This window comes from Pedobacter sp. FW305-3-2-15-E-R2A2, from assembly GCF_038446955.1.
In the GTDB taxonomy this organism is placed as follows: domain Bacteria; phylum Bacteroidota; class Bacteroidia; order Sphingobacteriales; family Sphingobacteriaceae; genus Pedobacter.
In genome coordinates this window covers 2800597-2820064 of record NZ_CP151803.1, presented here as the reverse complement: position 1 = coordinate 2820064, position 19468 = coordinate 2800597, and the positions used below count along the sequence as shown (strand labels likewise).

The 19468-nt window shown below is 42.8% G+C and carries 14 protein-coding genes; 10 read left to right on the top strand and 4 right to left on the bottom strand.

All coding sequences use genetic code 11. The features are described 5' to 3' along the window. Window positions 1–87 precede the first annotated feature (87 nt). On the bottom strand, window positions 88–1221 hold the full coding sequence (locus tag AAFF35_RS11595; RefSeq protein ID WP_342332654.1) for a FecR domain-containing protein: 1134 nt from the start codon (window positions 1219–1221) through the stop codon (window positions 88–90). Between the two features lie 82 nt (window positions 1222–1303). Further along, complete coding sequence (locus AAFF35_RS11590; RefSeq protein WP_342332653.1) at window positions 1304–1948, bottom strand: RNA polymerase sigma-70 factor; 645 nt, start codon at window positions 1946–1948, stop codon at window positions 1304–1306. A 185-nt stretch (window positions 1949–2133) separates the two neighbouring features. On the opposite strand from AAFF35_RS11590, the gene AAFF35_RS11585 reads away from it, so the two are divergent. The 6 genes from AAFF35_RS11585 to AAFF35_RS11560 all read left to right on the top strand — a co-directional run bounded on the left by AAFF35_RS11585 (window position 2134) and on the right by AAFF35_RS11560 (window position 10255). Next, window positions 2134–2553: a cupin domain-containing protein gene (locus AAFF35_RS11585; protein ID WP_342332652.1), complete on the top strand. Its 420-nt coding sequence runs from the start codon at window positions 2134–2136 to the stop codon at window positions 2551–2553. Window positions 2554–2783: 230 nt separating this feature from the next. Further along, window positions 2784–3755 (top strand): hypothetical protein, encoded by a 972-nt coding sequence (locus AAFF35_RS11580; protein WP_342332650.1) that lies wholly within the window; start codon window positions 2784–2786, stop codon window positions 3753–3755. Between the two features lie 152 nt (window positions 3756–3907). Beyond that, window positions 3908–7051, top strand: coding sequence for a SusC/RagA family TonB-linked outer membrane protein (locus AAFF35_RS11575; RefSeq protein WP_342332649.1), 3144 nt, complete (start codon window positions 3908–3910; stop codon window positions 7049–7051). Between the two features lie 88 nt (window positions 7052–7139). Beyond that, a complete protein-coding gene (locus AAFF35_RS11570) occupies window positions 7140–8606 on the top strand; it encodes a RagB/SusD family nutrient uptake outer membrane protein (protein ID WP_342332648.1) in 1467 nt (488 codons plus the stop codon). Window positions 8607–8610: 4 nt separating this feature from the next. After that, window positions 8611–9279: a hypothetical protein gene (locus AAFF35_RS11565; RefSeq protein ID WP_342332646.1), complete on the top strand. Its 669-nt coding sequence runs from the start codon at window positions 8611–8613 to the stop codon at window positions 9277–9279. A gap of 22 nt (window positions 9280–9301) precedes the next feature. Continuing rightward, complete coding sequence (locus tag AAFF35_RS11560; RefSeq protein WP_342332645.1) at window positions 9302–10255, top strand: hypothetical protein; 954 nt, start codon at window positions 9302–9304, stop codon at window positions 10253–10255. Between the two features lie 62 nt (window positions 10256–10317). On the opposite strand, the gene AAFF35_RS11555 is transcribed toward AAFF35_RS11560, so the two are convergent. Together AAFF35_RS11555 and AAFF35_RS11550 are read right to left on the bottom strand one after the other, a co-directional pair. Continuing rightward, window positions 10318–11856: a peptidase M61 gene (locus tag AAFF35_RS11555; RefSeq protein WP_342332643.1), complete on the bottom strand. Its 1539-nt coding sequence runs from the start codon at window positions 11854–11856 to the stop codon at window positions 10318–10320. A 7-nt stretch (window positions 11857–11863) separates the two neighbouring features. Continuing rightward, on the bottom strand, window positions 11864–14167 hold the full coding sequence (locus AAFF35_RS11550; RefSeq protein WP_342332641.1) for a prolyl oligopeptidase family serine peptidase: 2304 nt from the start codon (window positions 14165–14167) through the stop codon (window positions 11864–11866). Between the two features lie 378 nt (window positions 14168–14545). On the opposite strand from AAFF35_RS11550, the gene AAFF35_RS11545 reads away from it, so the two are divergent. The 4 genes from AAFF35_RS11545 to AAFF35_RS11530 all read left to right on the top strand — a co-directional run bounded on the left by AAFF35_RS11545 (window position 14546) and on the right by AAFF35_RS11530 (window position 19436). Then, on the top strand, window positions 14546–17605 hold the full coding sequence (locus tag AAFF35_RS11545) for a beta-L-arabinofuranosidase domain-containing protein (protein ID WP_342332640.1): 3060 nt from the start codon (window positions 14546–14548) through the stop codon (window positions 17603–17605). Window positions 17606–17862: 257 nt separating this feature from the next. Further along, on the top strand, window positions 17863–18309 hold the full coding sequence (locus AAFF35_RS11540) for a hypothetical protein (RefSeq protein WP_342332639.1): 447 nt from the start codon (window positions 17863–17865) through the stop codon (window positions 18307–18309). A gap of 13 nt (window positions 18310–18322) precedes the next feature. Next, entirely contained in the window at window positions 18323–18841 is a 519-nt protein-coding gene (locus AAFF35_RS11535) for an RNA polymerase sigma factor (RefSeq protein ID WP_342332638.1), read from the top strand. After that, window positions 18834–19436 (top strand): hypothetical protein, encoded by a 603-nt coding sequence (locus tag AAFF35_RS11530; protein WP_342332637.1) that lies wholly within the window; start codon window positions 18834–18836, stop codon window positions 19434–19436. The genes AAFF35_RS11535 and AAFF35_RS11530 overlap by 8 nt, the downstream gene beginning before the upstream one ends. Window positions 19437–19468: the final 32 nt, after the last annotated feature.

The following is a 19468-nucleotide window of genomic DNA, read 5'->3' as shown; positions in this document are numbered from 1 at the left end:
GTAGCCTCAGGTTGCAAAAGTTCTCTCCATATCTTTTAGAGTGATTTATAGTTTATATTGGTTTGGTTTTAAAAATATAATCTTAGCTTATTTCACGATGAGCTTATTCTTTTCAATGATAAATTGGTGTCCTGTAAGGTCTGATAAAGCCTTACAAACGACTGTAATAGACTCACTTCTTCGAATTCCTCCGTGGTAATGATCACTGGTCGGTTTTACCTGCAGGTCAATATCAACTTTGTACCATCTTGATACTTCAGCAAGAATATCGGTCAGGCTTTTGCTGGTAAAATAGAAATATCCATCCTTCCAGGAGAGTGCTTCGTCCAGGTTGGCTACCTTAACCTGAATATCACCCTGCCCGCTAATGGTTTCATATCCTGCATTGATGATTTTGTGTTGCTTGTTCTCCGTAACTTTAATACGACCTTCTGTCAGGATGGTTTTTACATTTTGACCCTGCAGATGTGTATTGATGTTGAAGGCCGTCCCTAAAGCTTCCACTTCAGTACTGTTCACCTTAACTTTAAAGGGATGGGAAGGGTCTTTTGCCACTTCGAAATAAGCCTCTCCTTTTACCGTTACATTTCTTTCTTTTCCGGTAAATGCGGATGGGAACTCGAGTTCCGACTCTGCGTTAAGCCATACTTTAGTTCCATCGGCCAGCTGAATATGATAGGTCCCTCCTCTCGGAACTTCCAGCTTGTGGATATTTACTTCCGTAGTTGCGCTGGCCGAGTAATCGAGATAACTATTATGGACATTGAGAGAGGTCTTACCGTCGGCTATGGTTTGGGAAGAGTGCTCATCAAGCTTGACCTTAGTTCCATCCGACAGGGTCAAAACAGCCATGTTCTTGCCAGGTAGGATTTCGGCTGTAGTTTTGCTTTCCATTCCATATCGGAATAACAGTCCTCCAATGGCGGCGATCAACAATATAGACGCGGCTATTGCCCGCCATTTCTTTCCTGTACTCTTTTTGGATTCTTTCTCTTTTAACTTATTCAAAACAGCTGCCCACTCCGCATTTTTATCTATGGAACGATAGTAGTCCAGGCGCGCATTGACTTCTTCCATTTTTACGCCACGATCATTTAACCAATCTGCCAGCTCGGGAAAATCGGTCTGCATATCTTTCAGTTCCTGAAGTTCAGCTTCAGAGATCTGTTTTTGTGCAAAAAGGGAAATAAGTTTAGCTGCTCTAAAATGTCTCGAATCCATGTAATATTTGGTTTATATTCCTTCTGCTGTTCCCATCCTATTATCTAAGACACGCAGCCTGAAGAAAAGGATGACAAAGGTTTTAAAAAAAGAAAGGAAAAATAGTTTTGACGGTTTTGTAGATCGGAATCAACCGCTGTCTCAAGAGCTTAAGTGCCCTCTGTTTATGTGTTTTAACCGTATTTATAGAGAGGTTCACTTCTTCTGCAATCTCCTGATTCGACTTCTCTTCGATATAGGATAATTTAAAAACACGCTGACAGACTTCCGGAAGGGAATCAACTGCCTTATGTAAATGGCCTACAAGCTCCGCATAGATTAATGCGTCCAGTAACAGTTTCTCGTCCTGCTCCTTGAAATCATTAACCTCCAGATATTTACCTGCCACCCCTTCTCTGCGAAGGTAATTTAGAGAAGCGTTTTTTACGGTTGCATACAGATAGCTCTTTTGAGCATTTTCATTGTCCTGAAACAGGTAGTTTTTTTCTAACAGCTTGACAAATGTATCCTGCACAATGTCGCGCGCTGCTTCGTCACACTTTACAATTCTCCAGGAGAACGCTACGAGTGATATATAGTATTGTTCAAACAATACCTGAATCTGATCGCTTCTAAACGATGGCGTCACTTGTTTTGAATCTTTAGGAAAGAATTCATTTATTGGTCGGTTGTTTTGTTGGTGGTTTAGGTCGGTATTACCAAAACAATGATATAAAATTAAATTCATTTATCAAAAGTCCAAAATATTGAAAATTTCGGTCAGTGGTTCTGATTAATTGGACTCCAATAGTTTCGCCTCTACTTATGCCTGCTTCATAGCCAACTTTGTCCATTTCAACTGATTATTGATCATCCTAAGATCATTATAGTTGTAGGTTTGACTAAGAAATCAAACAATTTAAATTAAAAACAATGGAAAAGAATAGAAATTACTTACTGACTGCAATCGTTATTTTTAGTCTTGCCTTATCCTTCAGCTCAAGAGCGGCCAGAGCGCAGCAGCCTGGAATAAAGCGCACAGCACTTCAAACACAAGATCTTAGCATCCCTGGACACGAAGCCATTCAGGTAAGGATAGATTTTGAAAAAGGGGCTTCATTCGGAAAACATTCCCATCCGGGCGAAGAGCTGATCTATGTTCTTGAGGGGGTGTTCGAATATGAGATTGAGGGTAAGCCCCCGGTAACACTTAAAGCCGGAGAGGTCCTCTTTATCCCCGCAGGTAAAATTCATGCTGCGAGGAACGTCGGCAGTAATAAAGCAGTTGAGCTTGCCACTTACATTGTGGAAAAAGGGAAACCGATCCTCAAAATGGTCAGCAGTATGCCTTAGCATTTTCTATCAACTCAAGCGAGATGCAAAAAGCTTTAATTCATCCTACTCTTTCCTTTTATATGGATAATAATCAATCTCTTAGAGATACAAACCAATACTGCGCTTTATTCAAGCCACAAAACAGACTTTTCTAAAAATGTAACTACCAGAATGATGAAGCCGATGAATTACGTAATTGCAAAACTATTTGATTTAACGAGAAAAGGCGACACCTTTGAGAAAAAAAAATGATCACACATACAGATAGTTTCCAAAAACACCTGAACATTATCAGCCGGCTGCTTATGACGATAGATAAGCAGCCAGCAACGACCTATATCACCAGCAGCTTATCTGACTACAAATTGTCAAAGAAAGACCTGAACGATTGGTATTCCGAAAATTTCGAGTCCCTGCCTTTGTATACTTCAGACAAGAGTGATGAAGTGACTATACTGAGTTCGTTCATGCATTATCATCGTCAATATCATGGGAACGAAGACTTTACTGATACCCGGGGCCTGCGCATCAGAGAATTAGAGGATCTCGAACGGGACAGCATCTTACTTGATATCGACGAATATATCAATGAATGGATCGACAATGTTTTTTACGGTTTTGCCCGCATCATTAAGAAATTACGAAAAGAGCCTGTTTTCGCCTGCATCCCAAACGACCTTTTAGTGATTAAAAACCTGCTCAAATTTTATAAGGAAGTTCGGGAAGCTGAGGATATCCAACTGAATTTTTTCCATCACATCTCGCTGCCCAAGCGCGTTGCGGACGTAATGACAGACATGTTGATCTTACTGCTGTCTGATAAAGTAGAATTGATCACCCTTGAACCAACACTGGAACAGCCCTCACAAAATCCAGGATCAACGTTAACTGAGGCTAGTAATGATATATTTAAAATTAACTGGCTCGCCCCACAGCAGGAGTTTGCAGAACTGATCCATCAACTGACTGAAAAGGGCTACCTGTCTCTACCTGATATGAGCATGGCCTCTCAAGCCCGGCATCTCGCCAGGATGTTTGATTTTAGTGCAACCCAAAGGAAACAAAATCCTGATGTGGCGAATAATCTATTGGCAGTACTCAAACCAGTGCAGGATAAAAATCTTAAAACAACGACTTACTCTTACCTAAAGCCAACTTATAAAATGAAGTTTGACAGTATCCCCCATCGGCCTCATAAAAAGAAACCTAAAGCGCGGTAGATTAAAAATTCTGGGTTATCACAAATAATTACTATTGGTTATCAGGCAGTTAAAAAACGATAGAAACCGGGTAAAATCATCACGGAGAAAGCTGATGCACTAGCCTAATTTTATCTGAGTCAACAAAACCATTAACCAAACCAACTATTATTATGAACCCAACTTTTACATTTTTTTTTAAAAGATGTTTCGGGCTATTCGCATTTCTGCTGATTCCCTGGCTCGTCTTTGCGCAAACGAAGATTACCGGTAAAGTAACCGATGCCGCGAATGCTCCAATTCCAGGTGTTACTGTAAGACAAAAAGGAACATCCGCAGCCACATCAACTGACGAAAACGGAAAGTTCAGCATTACCCTAAGAAAAGAAGGATCTTCGTCGCTGATTTTCAGCATTGTCGGATACACCGGACAGGAAGTCTCCACAGATGGAAAAACAACCATCAACCTTCAGTTAAAAGAAGATTCCAAAGGACTGAACGAAGTTGTTTTGATCGGTTACCAGAATGTCGAACGCAGAAAGACAGCGGGCGCTATCGCCTCTGTAAAGGGGAAAGACTTTGAAAACACCCCCTACTCTACATTTGACGCCATGCTACAGGGCCGTGTGGCTGGTCTGAATGTCTTAAGCACCTCTGGTGAACCTGGCGGAAATACCATTGTCAACATCCGTGGGGCCAGCAGCGTTACCCTAAACCAGAACGTTGCTCCTTTATATGTGATCGATGGGGTGATCTATGATGTGAATGACATTGGTTCTGCTTATGGAAGCAGTCCGCTTCAGGCCATCAATCCCAATGACATTGAATCGGTAGACATCTTAAAGGATGCCTCGGCATCTGCGGTATATGGGGCCAGGGCCGCCAACGGCGTCATCATTGTGAAAACAAAACGCCCCTTGATCGGAGCCCCGCCACAGATCCGTGTAGCCAGCTATTTTGGTGTCGCAAACAAACCGGCATTAAAGCCTATACAGACCGGAACTGCCGAAAGAAGACTTAAAATGGGATTATTGTATGCCGGAAACGGAACTTATGCAGGTCTGGGTGATCTGAGCATGATGTTAACCGATAGTCTAAATGCGGCTTTTAACAACAACACAGACTGGCAGGGACTGTTTCTGCAATCGGGTCTGATCAGCAACGTGGATGCCAGCATCGCCAATGCAACGGAAGGTAGTTCCTATCGTTTCTCCTTTAACCGTTACAGTGAAGAAGGTGTCATGAAAGGTTATGACATACAACGCGTGACCCCAAGTTTGTTTCTGCAGGTAAATCCGACAAAGTCCCTTCAGATACAGACCAATTTATTTGTCGGCCTTACCAAAGCCAGGCATGGTCAGGGTGATCAGAACAAATATCCATTTACCACCTGGGGCTTCCCTTCTTCTTTCTGGAAAATCGGACAGGATGAACAGGAATTGTATACCGGCAGATATGACCAGCTGAGGGACGATGACAAAACCACAAGCATCAATGGGAATACCTTCGCCCAGTATACCATCATTCCGGGTTTAAATTTCAAAAGTACTATCTCTTATAACATCAGTAACAATACAAGGAGTTATTTTAAACCTAATCTACTGAGTCGAAGTGGCATGAATGAAGCCTACAGCTATGTTTATCAGGGAAACAGATGGGAACTGGAAAACACGATCAACTATGCCAAATCTCTGGAAAGCGGACACAACTTCAACCTGGTCTTACTGCAGGGTATGGAGAAAAACATCAACAACAATAGCTATAGCAGCAGTGTAGGCAATACAGATGCCGTAAAAACTGTAAACGGGATTGCTTCCGGTCCGAACCTGTATACCAGTAACGAAATTCAGGAGAGGTCACGCTTGTCCTGGATGGGAAGTTTTGTGTATGATTATAAAGGTAAGTATCTTTTTCAGGCCGTATACCGGGCAGATGCCTCCTCTAGATATAGCTCCGACAGCCGCTGGGGCTCCTTCCCTTCTGCCTCTCTGGGATGGAACGTCGCTGAAGAAGAATTCTTTAAACCTTTAAAAAGTACACTTTCTTATTTTAAACTAAGGGCCAGTTATGGCATTACGGGTAATGATCCGGGTGCCTATTATGCGCAATACCAATCGCTCATTACGGATGGCTCATATCCCTTTTCCGTACTCGATAACGGGCAATATGGTACCCAAACCACTTACAACGGCACCCAGGTGGTTTATCCCAATTATTACAGCCCCGCTTCATCTACTACCATCAGCTGGGAAAGAAGCCCGCAGTTCAATGCAGGAATAGATCTGGGTTTGTTCAACGACCGCATCAGCGTAACGGCAGACTATTACATCAGAGATTCAAAAGATAAGGTATTTGATATCCCACTGCCACTCACGACCGGCTTCAGTAAAGCCTCCAACAACTATGTGGACCTGAGAAATACGGGTGTGGAACTCAGTATCAATTCCCGAAATCTTAGCCCGGAATCTAAGTTTCAATGGAACACCAATTTTAACATCGCTTACAACAAAAACTACATCACCAAACTCCCCAATGGAGGGCGGGACTTCACCTTTGGTGATCCCTGGATGCAGCAAACCCTTAGCCTCGGAGAACCCCTGTTTACTTACAAGGTCTGGCAGGTAAATGGAATTTACGCGAACACATCCGATGTACCAATTGATCCACTTACCGGAAAACGCATTACCCAGTGGGTAGGTGGCAACCAATTTAGTGCAGGTGATCCTGCAAGGGTAGACCAGAATGGGGATTACATCATCGATTACAATGACAATGTTTCTGTGGGAAATCCCAATCCTGACATTACCGGGGGCCTGACCAACTCCTTCAGCTATAAAGGTTTTAGCCTGGATGTGCTGCTGACCTTTATTTCGGGAAGGAAATTGCGCAATGGTTATTTATCGGACAAATTTCAGGATGCAGGAACAGATAGGCCCTATCAGTTATGGGGACCAAGGTCCGGGCCAGCTTCGAACTTTAATATTGATGATTTCTGGAGCCAACCGGGTGACATTGCTAAATACCCTGGATTAATCACCAACAGCGTCGATAAATGGCATATCGGCCAGAGTATGTTTATCGAAGATGCCAGTTTTATCCGCATTAAAAATATACGCCTCGGGTACCGGTTACCGGAAAAAATCAGCCGTAAAGCAGGTATGCGCATGGTCAGGTTATATGGGGTGCTGGATAACGTAAAAATCTGGTCCAACTCATCTGTTCCTGATCCGGAGGCTGTACGAGTCGATGGATACTCCAGTGGAAACGATTATCCGATCCCTAAGAAATACACCTTTGGCCTGGAACTGACCTTTTAACTTTTATCATTAGAGAAACATCGCTCATGATCGCTTCATAGTATGCTTATGACAGCCTCATAACCGATAAAAATCAAATACTATACAGATGAAAAAACTATCCATTTATATCGCTGTGCTCCTGATCCTGACCAGCGCATCTTCCTGTAAAAAATTCCTTGACCTGAAACCAGTCAGTGTATCTACTGATGAAACCTTCTGGAAGAATGAAAGTGATGCCAACAGTTCTGTGGCAGGTGGCTATGCTTTGTTACGCAAATCACTTACGGCATCGGGCGGACTTGCTTTTTATGCATACGGAGACCTGCCAGCAGATGAATACACCACCGGTGAATACCGCTTTGCAGACGTAGCCAACATGAACTGGTCTATTTCGGTACCTGCCGCTGAAACCGGCGACCGGATGATGTTACTGAGAAGATATGACACTTTTTACAGCGCCATTAACCAGGCAAACCGCTGTATCGAAAAGATCCCGAACATACCGACTTCAGATTTTACTTCTGCGGAAGTTAAAAACAACCTCATCGGAGAAGCATATTTCCTGAGAGCCTTTGAATATTTTTTCATGGCAAGGGTCTGGGGTGATGTTCCGCTGCTGACCAGTACCGGCAATCCTATTGAACAGGTTGACCTGCCGCGAACACCACAGGAAAAGGTGCTGGAACAATGTATTAAAGATGTGAACACCGCAATAAGTTTATTGAGCTGGAATTATACCTCCGCAAATAATCGGGCGGTAAGAGCCAATAAGGGTGCAGCTTATGCCCTTCTGGCACACATCTATGCCTGGAAAGGAGATTATGCCAATTGCAACATCGCCGCCAATGCCGTAATTGACCAAAACTTTTACACAATGCTGAACAGGGAAGATTTTCTTAACATCTTCAAAGGAAAATCCACCGAAGGTATTTTTGAAATTTCACAGAGCGAAGCAAATGAAGGTGTACTGGAAGGAATTTCCACCTATACCTTAAAAACACCCTACTTAACAACCCGGACAGGAAACGCCATCTTCACGCTGAATCAGCTCACCCTGACAGAATTGTATAACAACAATATGGACGACCTGCGGTTCAGCAAAAGCTTTGCCCTGCTCAGTACCACAGACCCGATCTGCATCAAATATGCCAACATCACCTACAATTCAGGACAAAATGTAGTTACCGCCGTTGCGCACAATAACCTGATTATATTCCGGTTGGCAGACATCCTGTTGCTGAAAGCGGAAGCTTTAGCCGCACAAAGCCAATTTGGTCCTGCAAGGACCATCCTGGATGACATCAGGAGCAAAGCGGGTTTGACAGCATGGACTGGTACGGACGCAGAACTGTTCGATGGCATCATTGCAGAACGTGGCAGGGAGCTCTTCCTGGAGGGGCATCGCTATTATGACCTGATCCGCCTGGCCCGTAAAACCGGCCTGTCAAAATTTGGTGCAAAAATGGCCATGGCGGAGATTACCGCCGGAAAGAACTACTGGCCTTTTGATCCGGCATTGATAAATATCAATAAAAAATTAACTCAAACCCCATTCTGGAGTTCTAAAATGTAAAACCATGAAAAATATAATTTTATACATTTTTATAGCTGCCCTGACGATGGGTGGTTTAGCCAGTTGCAAGAAAAGCAGTTACCTGACGGATGGAGGCTTAAGCAGTCCGAAAAGTCCGTTGAGCACTTATGAATACCTGAAACAACATCCTCATAAACTCTTTGACACCCTGATTATGGTCATCGATCATTACCAGATGAAAGATGAAGTGAATGCTGCAGCAACGTTTTTTGCCCCTACCAATTATTCTATTAACAGGTACATCAAAATAAAAAAGGATTCAATCCTTAAGATCAATGAGAACGGAAACTATACGCTCAACGATATGTACAACGACATCACCGCCGATTCGCTCCGCATATATTGTGTAAAATCAAGGGTGGAAATGACCACTACCCCTGAAGTAGCTACACTGGCTGGCAACAATGCCAATACACAGGTTGCCATACAACGCATCCTGCAACCAAAACCAACTGATGCATGGTCGTCCGTTCCCATTTATTACCTCTTTTTCATTAAAGTCAATAATGGCCTCGATGTCCCTGGTATTACCCTGCCGGATAACAGCCCCGACAGAGATGTCAGCACCCACTGTCAGACCACCGGCATCGAACCCTCCAGCGGTGGGATCCTCAATGTATTGAGCAATCAGCATACGTTTATTCGCTTCTAATTTCGACTAAGCAACAAAAATTATGAGAAAAAATTATATAAAAATATTCCTTACCAGTGCAATGCTGCTTGTCGCAGCATATGGCTGTAAGAAAGCAGAGAAAGGCTTCATCAGCGACTTCATGTACTATTCACCAAATCCGCTGATTGCAACGCAGGGAAATGTCACGACCTCAAAATCCATTGAACTGGATGGCTCTACAGGGCCTGTCCATGCCAAATTACTGGCCGTTAGAAACAAAGCCACTGGTGCAGCTGTACCGGAAATGCTCAGGTCCTATATGATCCGGCAGTTTACCGCCGAAATCACAACCGCAGATTCAACAGAGGAACTGGTCAACAAAAAGATAGTCATGAAACCTTCCGTTCCACTTACTATTGGCGAGATTGGCGGACGTATCGCCTTGTCGCAGGCCACAGAAAATGTACCAATAGGGCTTTATGTAATAGATGTGGAGGTAAAAAATGAAAAAGGCACCAGAACAATAACAAATGCCTGTACTATAGACCTGCAGGTTAAAAGTCATTTTAGAACGCCTGTAGGACCATTTTTCACTACGTCTGATGTGGCTGCGGAAACCGGATTTTCTTCCCAAGCCCCATTGCCATTGAACATTACCTATGACAAAAACGGTCCCAATAAAATTATCTTCAAATTCCTGGATAAAAATGGGGTTGCCTTTGACCCGTCGCAGGGAGAAGTGACCACCAGAGGAGACCGGGGCCACTTCGCACAGATGAATCCATATTTTCCACTCGTAAAAACAAACAGCAGTTTGGAATGGGGATTTCTGGTCCTTCCTAATGGTTTTCCGATTAAAGAAGGGAATAATGGAAAAGGCAATTACTACCGCATTCCTGGCAGGTTTACCGTTGAAAACAGAAATGTAAACCCGGTATTCTTTGAATTCATGGTTTATTCACCCGGGACATTTACCCTTACGGTGCAAATCCCTACGATCACAAGAAAGCCATAGTTTTAGCGTAAAAAAACCGGATGACCAATTGATCATCCGGTTTTTTTATACATACTTAAAATCTAAAGTCTAAAAAAATCAGCTCCTTTATTTAAATGGATCTGGTAATTCCGTTTTAAAAAGCCATCAGTACCCAATCCCTGATCAGGCAAGGGACTCAAGTCAATAGTAAAACCTCCGGTATCTAAGTATTTTTGATAATCAATCCGATCTACACTGGAAGCATAATTAAACAATTCCGAAAGCGATGTGCCGGCTATTTCCTCACAAATGTGTTTAAATTCATCATCGGTAAAACCCCGCTTTTTATCCAGGTAAAAATCTTTATATAACCTGCGCATTACATCGTCCAGTGACTTTGATGAATTGGAGGCCTGCCTGATCTTCAGATCCAGTAAAAAAGCCAGCGCACAACCTTTATCATAATAAGAAATGGTAGTTTTGGATGCATTTTCATTCCTGTTAAAAAATTGGATCCAGGTATCAAAACTGGATTCGGTTGCCGACTGCACCAAACTTCCTGGAACATTCTCATAGTTTCGGATCACCGCACTGATCGCATCCAGAAATTCTTCTTTACTCAATAAGCCGGCCCTATACAACACGATATACTCGTAATATACTGTAAAACCTTCCGACACCCATAACATCCTGGTCAGGTTCTCTTTATCGTAATTGAAAGGACCTAAAGCCAGTGGCCTGATGGCCTTAATGTTGTACAGGTGAAAATACTCATGGGCAAGAAAAGACAGCCATCCGTTATAAGCCGCTTTCGTTTCCATCATATACCCGGGGGAAGAGAAAACAGCTGTAGAATTGCGATGTTCCAATCCCCCCTGTCCCGGCCCCATAATGATAAAAGTATAATGCTGATAAGGGATTTCAACCATGATATCAGTCGCTGCGGTCACTATCTTTTTTAAGTCCGCCACCAGACGCGCAGTATCAAAAGCCTTTGTATTAGCAATCGCCAGCGTATGCCTGATCCCTTTTACGTTAAAAGTCATTGTTTCCTGGTTTCCAATATAGATTGGGCTATCGTAGAGCGTATCAAAATCCTCCGCCCGATAAGTATTCAACTTGCCGGTCAGCTCATCCAGTCCAGTAGAAACCTTAGTCCACTTATTATCAAATTTCAATGCGATCTCTGCAGGTTCATCAAGCTCGCCGTCGATATGCATAAAAACGCCTGCCGGAGAAATATACGCATGACTTTCATCCAGAAAAGGATCGGCAACGGAAGCGGTATTTGCAAAAACATCATACGAAACGATCAGCTCCTCTGCCCGCCCGGTTTTTACCTCCCAGTTGTTTTTATCGACCTTCTTCCAATTCAGCTCCTTTCCTCCCGCAGTCCTTACCCGGAACTTAACGACGTTCTTTGCAAAATTCATCATCCAATAGTAACCAGGAGTCCAGGCCGGCAGTTTAAAATTCAACTTATCTTTTTGAAAACCAACGCAACGCATTTCCACCTGATAGTAATGAGATTGTGGGTTTTCTATAGCTACCGTAAATTGAATCCCCTTATTCTTCGCGAAAACGGTAAAAGACCAGGCCATCATAACGGCCATGGCAAACCAAATTTTTATCTTAGTCATGTACGCATTATTTGGCAGGCCCGGCAGTTACATTTCGTAAGGGCGGTTCTGCATGAAGTAAATGTTTGACAAAAAAATCTCTTTTACGGCGACGGCCATAACTGCCACCATCACTATGTCCCATTCCAGGGACACATAGAAAATCAAAATCCTTATTCGCCTTAATTAAGGCATCGGCCATTCTGAAGGTGGATTCAGGAGGAACATTTTCGTCTGCCTCCCCAACAATCAGTAGTAGGTTTCCTTGTAGCTTTGCTGCATTGGTAACATTCGATTGCTGTTCATAATGAGCAGCCACCGGATAACCCATCCATTGCTCGTTCCACCATTGTTTATCCACGCGGTTATCATGACATCCGCAGGCAGAAACAGCAGCCTTGTAAAATTCGGGATGAAACAGTAGCGCACCTGTTGAATTTTGTCCACCTGCAGATGTACCATAAATGCCTACACGGCTAATGTCGGCATTGGGATATTTTTTGGCCATGGCCTGCATCCATAAAATGCGGTCCGGAAAGCCGGCATCGGCCAGATTTTTCCAGCATATGTCATGAAAAGCCTTAGAGCGGTTTGCCGTTCCCATTCCGTCCATCTGTACTACGATAAAACCCAGCTCAGCCATGCTTTGCAGCTCACTGTACGGTGTAAAGCTTTTAGGCACAAAACTATCCTGTGGACCCGCATAAATGTATTCGATCACCGGATAGGTTTTTGAACTATCCATTTTTGAAGGCCGGCAGATGATTCCCCAGATGTCCGTCTGACCATCTCTTGCTTTTGCCACAAACACTTCCGGCAACCGAAGTCCTGCCTCGCTGAAAGCCTTGGTATCTCCCCGCTCCATTTCCAGGATAGTTTTTCCGTCCGAAGTTCTTTTCAACAGTGTTACAGGGGCTACGTTCACCTCCGAATAAGTATCTATAAAAAACGTTCTGTCGGGAGCATACGATAGCCGATGGGTCCCTTTTTCCGGACTAAGTTCCAGTTGGTGCTTTCCATCAAATCCCACCCTGTAATAATGGATAAAATAGGGATCTTCCGCTGCATTTTTCCCACTGGCACTATACCAGATCTCTCTTTTGGCGACGTCAATGCTATCCACATCCCGTACGACCCAATTTCCTCTGGTTACCTGCTGCTGCTTCCCGGTAATGGTGTTGACCAGGTAGATATGTCGGTAACCTGCCTGTTCACTGGTCCAGATCATTTCATTACTTTCCGGCAGGTAATGGGTGTATATCCGGTTTTCATAAATAAAGGTGTTTGTCTGCTCATCTATGATATTTTTTGTTTTCCCGGTTTGCGTATCTACTTCTATTACACGAAAACGCTGGTGCCCGCGATCTACCTGCTCATAGGTAAAATAACGGTTGTCACCAAGCCTCCATTGCAATGGCTGCGGGCCAAAGAAATCAATTGGTGCTGTATCTACCTTAATGCGCTTTTTTGTAGCTACATTAAAAATAAAAGGTTCATAACTGGTAAAAGCATCACCAGGTTGGGCATACTCATGGGATTTCAGCTGACCACGGCTGGTGCCGGGAACTGAGCTAAGAACGTAATAAACCTCTTTAATTTTCTTCGGATAAATTTTGTGGCCAATGATCGTCTTGCTGTCCGGCGACCAGCTGAACTCGCCATAAGGACCATCTTCAGTTCCGTCCTGCGTAAGCTGAAACTCCTGTCCGGTCTTTTTGTCTTTCAGAAAAACATTTCCCGACTTCAGCGACAAACTTGTTTTCCCATCCGGCGAAAACAAAACGGAACGCAGGCCCTCCCATCTCGACCGTGTTCGCTGTAAATCAGCTTTAGGATTATAGGCCAGGCCGGTAGTATCCTTCGTTTCTTTCAATCCATAGCTTTTAAGATCAGTCTCCAGCCATTGATTACCGGTTTTAAGTACAAGCTTGCTTCCTGAATTCCGGAAAAACATATCACTGATCCTTAAACGGGCAGCAGACATCGGCTTTCCTTGCAACTGCTCCAAAGCTGCTGCAAGCCGGCTATGGTCAAATGCCTGGCGGCGCTTGCCTGCAGTGGCATCCACGTAGACATATTCCCAATTCTTGCCGTCCAGATTTTTTCTGTACCAGAAGCTCTTTTTATCCGGATTCCAATGCGGTGTAATATCTGTATTAACTGCAATTTTTCTTGCTGCAGTATCCATAAGGCTGGCTTGTTGATATGTGTTGGTCATTTCTCCCGCTGTAGGACTAAATGGGGCCAGTTCTCTTTTTTGGGCATGCACCGATAGGTTCATTCCGCAAATCATGCTGAAAGTACCGATGCTCAGGTAATGTTTTATTTTCATGTGATAACTTGAATCAGTCAAATATTTTCAAAGTTAAAGCAGGAAGAAACTTAATTATGATCTGATATTAACCGATTCAACCCGCATTTACACCTGTTAAGGCTTCTTAAAAAAAGCTTTACCACTACCTGACCATACCTCTAAGACCAATTGCCTCAAAGGTTCAAGGCCCTCAGAAAGATTAAACCATTATCTATCTTTAATTTTAACAAAGGATACCTGTTAATATCATGGGATTGTTAGCTAAAATAGACTTATAGAAACCTATGGATTCTTCCTAGTTTTATCATCTCCTCTTATCCCGGTATTTCCTGGCAAAAAACAGGATTTTACAGATAGGTATATAAGGTTATTGATGAAAATGATTTAAATATGAAAATGTACAAAGTATTCTTGCGTGCCATCTTGTTTGTTGCTGTTTTGACCCAGGGTATGAACGCCGCTCAGGCGCAAAATGGAGACCAGATATTAGACGGGATCGGTGAAACCGGAATGATTGCCCGCTATGTGCTTGACGGAGATGTTAAAGACTGGTCCCGAAATAATTTGCATGCCAAATTTCAAGGTGCCGAGGTCAAATTTATCAATGACAGTCGGTTTGGAAAAGTATTGTCCCTCTCCGGAAATAGCAATTCCTTTGTTACGATCCCGGGCGAAGCACTAACAGATATAGAATCGCTCAGCATATCAGGATGGATAAACTTGCGTTCAAAGCAACCTGGCCAGCGCTTTTTTGATTTCGGAAAGGACGTCAACAAACATTTTTTTACAGCTCCCGTTGGTACCAGTACCCGGGAAGGTAATCAGGCATCAATAACAACAGGAAAAGGCAATCATAACGAAGCGGTTTCTCCTGCGATAGAATTGAATAGATGGGTACATCTTGCCATAGTAATAGACGTTCCATCAAAATCGATAACGGCTTATGTAGATGGTAAACCGGTGGCTGAAGCTAAGACCATTCCCATGGAGCTAACAGCCATATTCGGTCAGCATCCAGGAGAAAAATTGCTCTATATCGGAAAATCGCTCTTGCCGGGAGACCCCTATCTGAATGCCATGATACATGATTTTCGCATTTACCGTGTTCCCTTAAGCAGAAGACAGGTGGCCGGAATTTATAACAATTCTCAAAGTGGTGCCAATCAAAGTTCGGTAAATACTACCGGGAAGCCTGAAGATGATCTTCCACATTTTTCTAAAACTGAAGCACAACTTTATAACCGTTATTTGATACAGGTATCTGATGTAGAATTAGAAACAATGGTAGGCAATTTGCCACGGTTACCTGCTTACGTACAGGGAACTTACGAGAAAGGAAGGACAGGCCCAAAAGTGCGTGTGCTCTGGCCTTCTCCTACCGACAACACCACTGTGCTTAAGCCTGGAAGCTATACCATTACCGGGCGTGTTGCGGGAACAGATTTTCAACCAAAAGCGTTTGTCACCATAAAGGAGTCAAAAAAATCAACTACACCAGTTTCAAAGCTGCAGGCATTTGACCTGGACCAGGTTGCGCTGAAAACTGATGCCCATGGCCATGAAACCAAATTTGTTGAAAACCGCGATAAGTTTATCAGAACATTAGCTACCACAGATCCAAACTCCTTTCTCTATATGTTCCGCCATGCCTTTGGCCGGAAACAACCTGAAGGAGCACAGCCTTTGGGGGTATGGGATAGTCAGGATACGAAACTAAGGGGCCATGCCACCGGTCACTACCTTACGGCAATTGCACAAGCCTATGCCGGCACCGGGTATGATAAGGTACTTCAGGCCAATTTCTCCAAAAAAATGGAGTATATGATTGACGCCCTTTACGAGCTGTCACAATTATCCGGAAAACCAAAAAAAACAGGTGATACCTATGTGTATGATCCAAGGGCCGTACCGCATGGTCCCGGCAAATCAGATTTTGATTCGGATCTTACTGATGCGGGCATCCGCACCGATTATTGGAACTGGGGAAAAGGATTCCTCAGCGCTTACCCTCCCGACCAGTTTATCATGTTAGAAAACGGAGCCAAGTACGGCGGACAGAAGAACCAGGTTTGGGCACCGTATTATACCTTGCATAAAATTTTAGCTGGTTTAATGGATATATATGAAGTAAGCGGCAACAAAAAAGCACTTGAAATCGCTACCGGTATGAGTGATTGGGTATATGCCCGCCTGAGTCAGCTGCCAACAGAAACGAGAATAAGAATGTGGAATACCTATATTGCCGGTGAATTTGGAGGCATGAATGAGGTAATGGCCCGTCTGTATAGGATTACTGGTCAACCGAATTACCTGAAAACCGCCCAATTATTTGATAACATCAAAGTGTTTTTTGGCGATACGGCACACACACAGGGCCTGGCCAAAAATGTAGATAATTTCCGTGGATTGCATGCCAACCAACATATCCCTCAAATTGTAGGAAGTATTGAAATGTACAGTGTCTCCAAAAATCCGGAATATTATAAAATTGCCGATAATTTCTGGTATAAAACCATCAACGATTATATGTACAGCATTGGTGGCGTTGCAGGTGCACGTAATCCCGCCAACGCAGAATGTTTCATCAGCCAACCTGCAACATTATATGAAAATGGCTTTTCTGAAGGAGGACAGAACGAAACCTGCGCTACTTATAATATGCTAAAATTGACAAGTGACCTGTTTCTCTTCGATCAGCGGGCAGAGTTAATGGACTATTACGAGCGTGGATTGTACAACCATATCCTGGCTTCCGTAGCTGAGAATAGTCCTGCAAACACCTATCACGTACCACTCAGACCGGGATCGATCAAACAATTTGGCAATGCGGATATGACTGGTTTTACCTGTTGCAACGGTACAGCAATAGAAAGCAGTACCAAGCTTCAAAATTCAATTTACTTTAAAAGTAAGGACAACCAGGCGCTTTACGTCAATCTATACATACCCTCAACGCTAAAATGGGCAGAACGAAACGTGACGGTGGAACAGGCCACAAATTTCCCAAAAGAAGACCAAACCCGTCTGACCATTAAGGGAAATGGAAAATTTGATGTCAACGTGCGTGTACCAGGCTGGGCTACCAAAGGATTTTTTGTGACGATCAATGGGGTAGCACAAAAGCTTCAGGCTGAACCGGGCAGTTATTTAAAATTAAGCCGCAAATGGAAAGATGGTGATGTCATCGAATTAAAAATGCCTTTCCAGTTTCACCTGGATCCAGTTATGGACCAGCAGAACATCGCCAGTCTGTTTTACGGACCAATATTACTGGCCGCTCAGGAGCCGGAAGCAAGAAAAGAATGGCGCAAAGTAACGCTGGATTCGGAAGATATAGGCAAATCAATTAAAGGTGATCCAAAGCAGTTAGAATTCAGAATTGATGATGTGGTTTTTAAACCATTTTATCAAACATACGGACGTCATTCTGTTTACCTGGATGTGACGTTAAAATAGACATTAAGGCCCCCTTAGCTTTTGCTGAGGTACAAACAATAAGCCACTGTAATCAATGATTTACAGTGGCTTATTTTATTTGCAATTCTTTATACTTTGCCCTAATGAGATTGGCTGACAGATTAAGTATATCTTCGGTTTGTTTAACGCTAAATGCTGACTGGCGATGAGAGATAGAATTATTGTTTTCTAAAATATCATTTTTTCTTGTAAGAAATCCCCAATGACCTGTACTAAATACTAAAAACCAATTCACAATGAAAAATGCCATATTAACTATCATCTTATTTTCCTTATCCATCCTTTCAGGACTTGCAAAAACATCTTTCGAAACAGCTTTTCAAGTAAAAATTATTGGCAAAGGTCAACCAATGCTTTTCATTCCAGATGCAACCTGTAGTGGCGATGAATGGAACGCTACTGAACCGCTCAACCAACCACCTTACCTCCCGATTTTTGCTTCATTAATTGACCGCCAAGAGATTGAAGCTATTAAAATCCCTGTAATGGTTCTTGCGGCCTTCCAGTCAATGCCGCAAAACCCGGGCTTTACCAGCGAATATGTGAGGGATATTTTTACGCAACAATACAGTCAATGCAAAACTTGTAAAATCTCAATCAGTCCATCTGCAAAACACTTTATAAATTACGATGCTCCAGAATGGTTATGGTCTGAAATTGACACTTTTATTGGTAAGTCTTAACTCTAAATAAATCATGCTGGACAATAGCAAGGAGCAACAAGATTTTTTCACCAAAATTGTAAAAGAAAATCAGGCTAGCATTTACAGGATTTGTCGCGCCTATCTATATGACGTTTCTTATGCTGAAGACCTCTACCAGGAGATACTTTACCAAATATGGAAGAGCATAAAGAGCTTTAAAGGCAATTCTAAAGCTAGTACCTGGATCTACAGGATTGCGGTCAATACCGCAATTGGTTTTAATTTGAAAAATAGCCGGCATGAGCATCAGCCCATTTTGGATTCATTGCAAATGCCGGATATAGATTCTATTTCCGAAAAGGAAGAACAGGAAAAGCAATTAATTGACCTACGCTATAGCATCAGTCAACTGGCAGCACAGGACCGCCTGATCATATCTCTGGTTTTGGAAAAAAAAAGCTATAAGGAAATCGCAGAGATAACAGGAGCAAGTATGTCCAACACTGGCGTACGAATAAATCGAATTAAAGATCGCCTTCTTCAACTAATGAATAAAAAAAAACATGAATAGCTTCGAAGACATACAAAATAACTGGCTCTCGCAACAAGTGATCGAAGAGTTGAAAATTACGGACATTCAGTCTGCGCAAAACAAGTGGCAAAAGCATCAGCATAAACTTTGGATATCAAACGTAGTTATGAGTATCTGCTTCCTCCTGACTTTTAGCGTGATCGGGTGGATTTATTTAAGTTTTCAAAATAAATATCGCTGGCCGTTCGACCTAAGTATTGCAGCTATTTCTAGTTTAATGATCCTGGCCTTAATTGTTGCCTGGAAAAGTTATAGCTTTAAAACACAAGATCTTGGGGTATCAAGTATCGAATATCTGCAGCACCAGGTAAAAAAACTAGAATGGCAACGCAAAACGTTAACCATCTATATTTGGATTTACAATCTTCTACTCTGGCTTGCAATAACAATGTATATCATCGAGATCACAAGACGGGGGACACTATTGTTTACCCTGACCGCTATAGGTGTTAATACCCTTTATGTTGTTGGCTTTAGCCTCTGGAGCAAATATTACAAGAACAAAAAGAAAATTCAGGCGATAGACACGATGCTTGCCGAATTGAAGCAGGGAATTGAAGATATATCCCTATAACACTAAGACTATAATAATCAACAATTCAAATA

Coding starts and splice junctions, on each gene's coding strand:
- AAFF35_RS11535 (WP_342332638.1), top strand. CDS start 18,323: ATGCTGGACAATAGCAAGGAGCAACAAGATTTTTTCACCAAAATTGTA.
- AAFF35_RS11590 (WP_342332653.1), bottom strand. CDS start 1,948: ATGAATTTAATTTTATATCATTGTTTTGGTAATACCGACCTAAACCAC.
- AAFF35_RS11550 (WP_342332641.1), bottom strand. CDS start 14,167: ATGAAAATAAAACATTACCTGAGCATCGGTACTTTCAGCATGATTTGC.
- AAFF35_RS11580 (WP_342332650.1), top strand. CDS start 2,784: ATGATCACACATACAGATAGTTTCCAAAAACACCTGAACATTATCAGC.
- AAFF35_RS11595 (WP_342332654.1), bottom strand. CDS start 1,221: ATGGATTCGAGACATTTTAGAGCAGCTAAACTTATTTCCCTTTTTGCA.
- AAFF35_RS11570 (WP_342332648.1), top strand. CDS start 7,140: ATGAAAAAACTATCCATTTATATCGCTGTGCTCCTGATCCTGACCAGC.
- AAFF35_RS11565 (WP_342332646.1), top strand. CDS start 8,611: ATGAAAAATATAATTTTATACATTTTTATAGCTGCCCTGACGATGGGT.
- AAFF35_RS11575 (WP_342332649.1), top strand. CDS start 3,908: ATGAACCCAACTTTTACATTTTTTTTTAAAAGATGTTTCGGGCTATTC.
- AAFF35_RS11560 (WP_342332645.1), top strand. CDS start 9,302: ATGAGAAAAAATTATATAAAAATATTCCTTACCAGTGCAATGCTGCTT.
- AAFF35_RS11530 (WP_342332637.1), top strand. CDS start 18,834: ATGAATAGCTTCGAAGACATACAAAATAACTGGCTCTCGCAACAAGTG.
- AAFF35_RS11540 (WP_342332639.1), top strand. CDS start 17,863: ATGAAAAATGCCATATTAACTATCATCTTATTTTCCTTATCCATCCTT.
- AAFF35_RS11545 (WP_342332640.1), top strand. CDS start 14,546: ATGTACAAAGTATTCTTGCGTGCCATCTTGTTTGTTGCTGTTTTGACC.
- AAFF35_RS11585 (WP_342332652.1), top strand. CDS start 2,134: ATGGAAAAGAATAGAAATTACTTACTGACTGCAATCGTTATTTTTAGT.
- AAFF35_RS11555 (WP_342332643.1), bottom strand. CDS start 11,856: ATGACTAAGATAAAAATTTGGTTTGCCATGGCCGTTATGATGGCCTGG.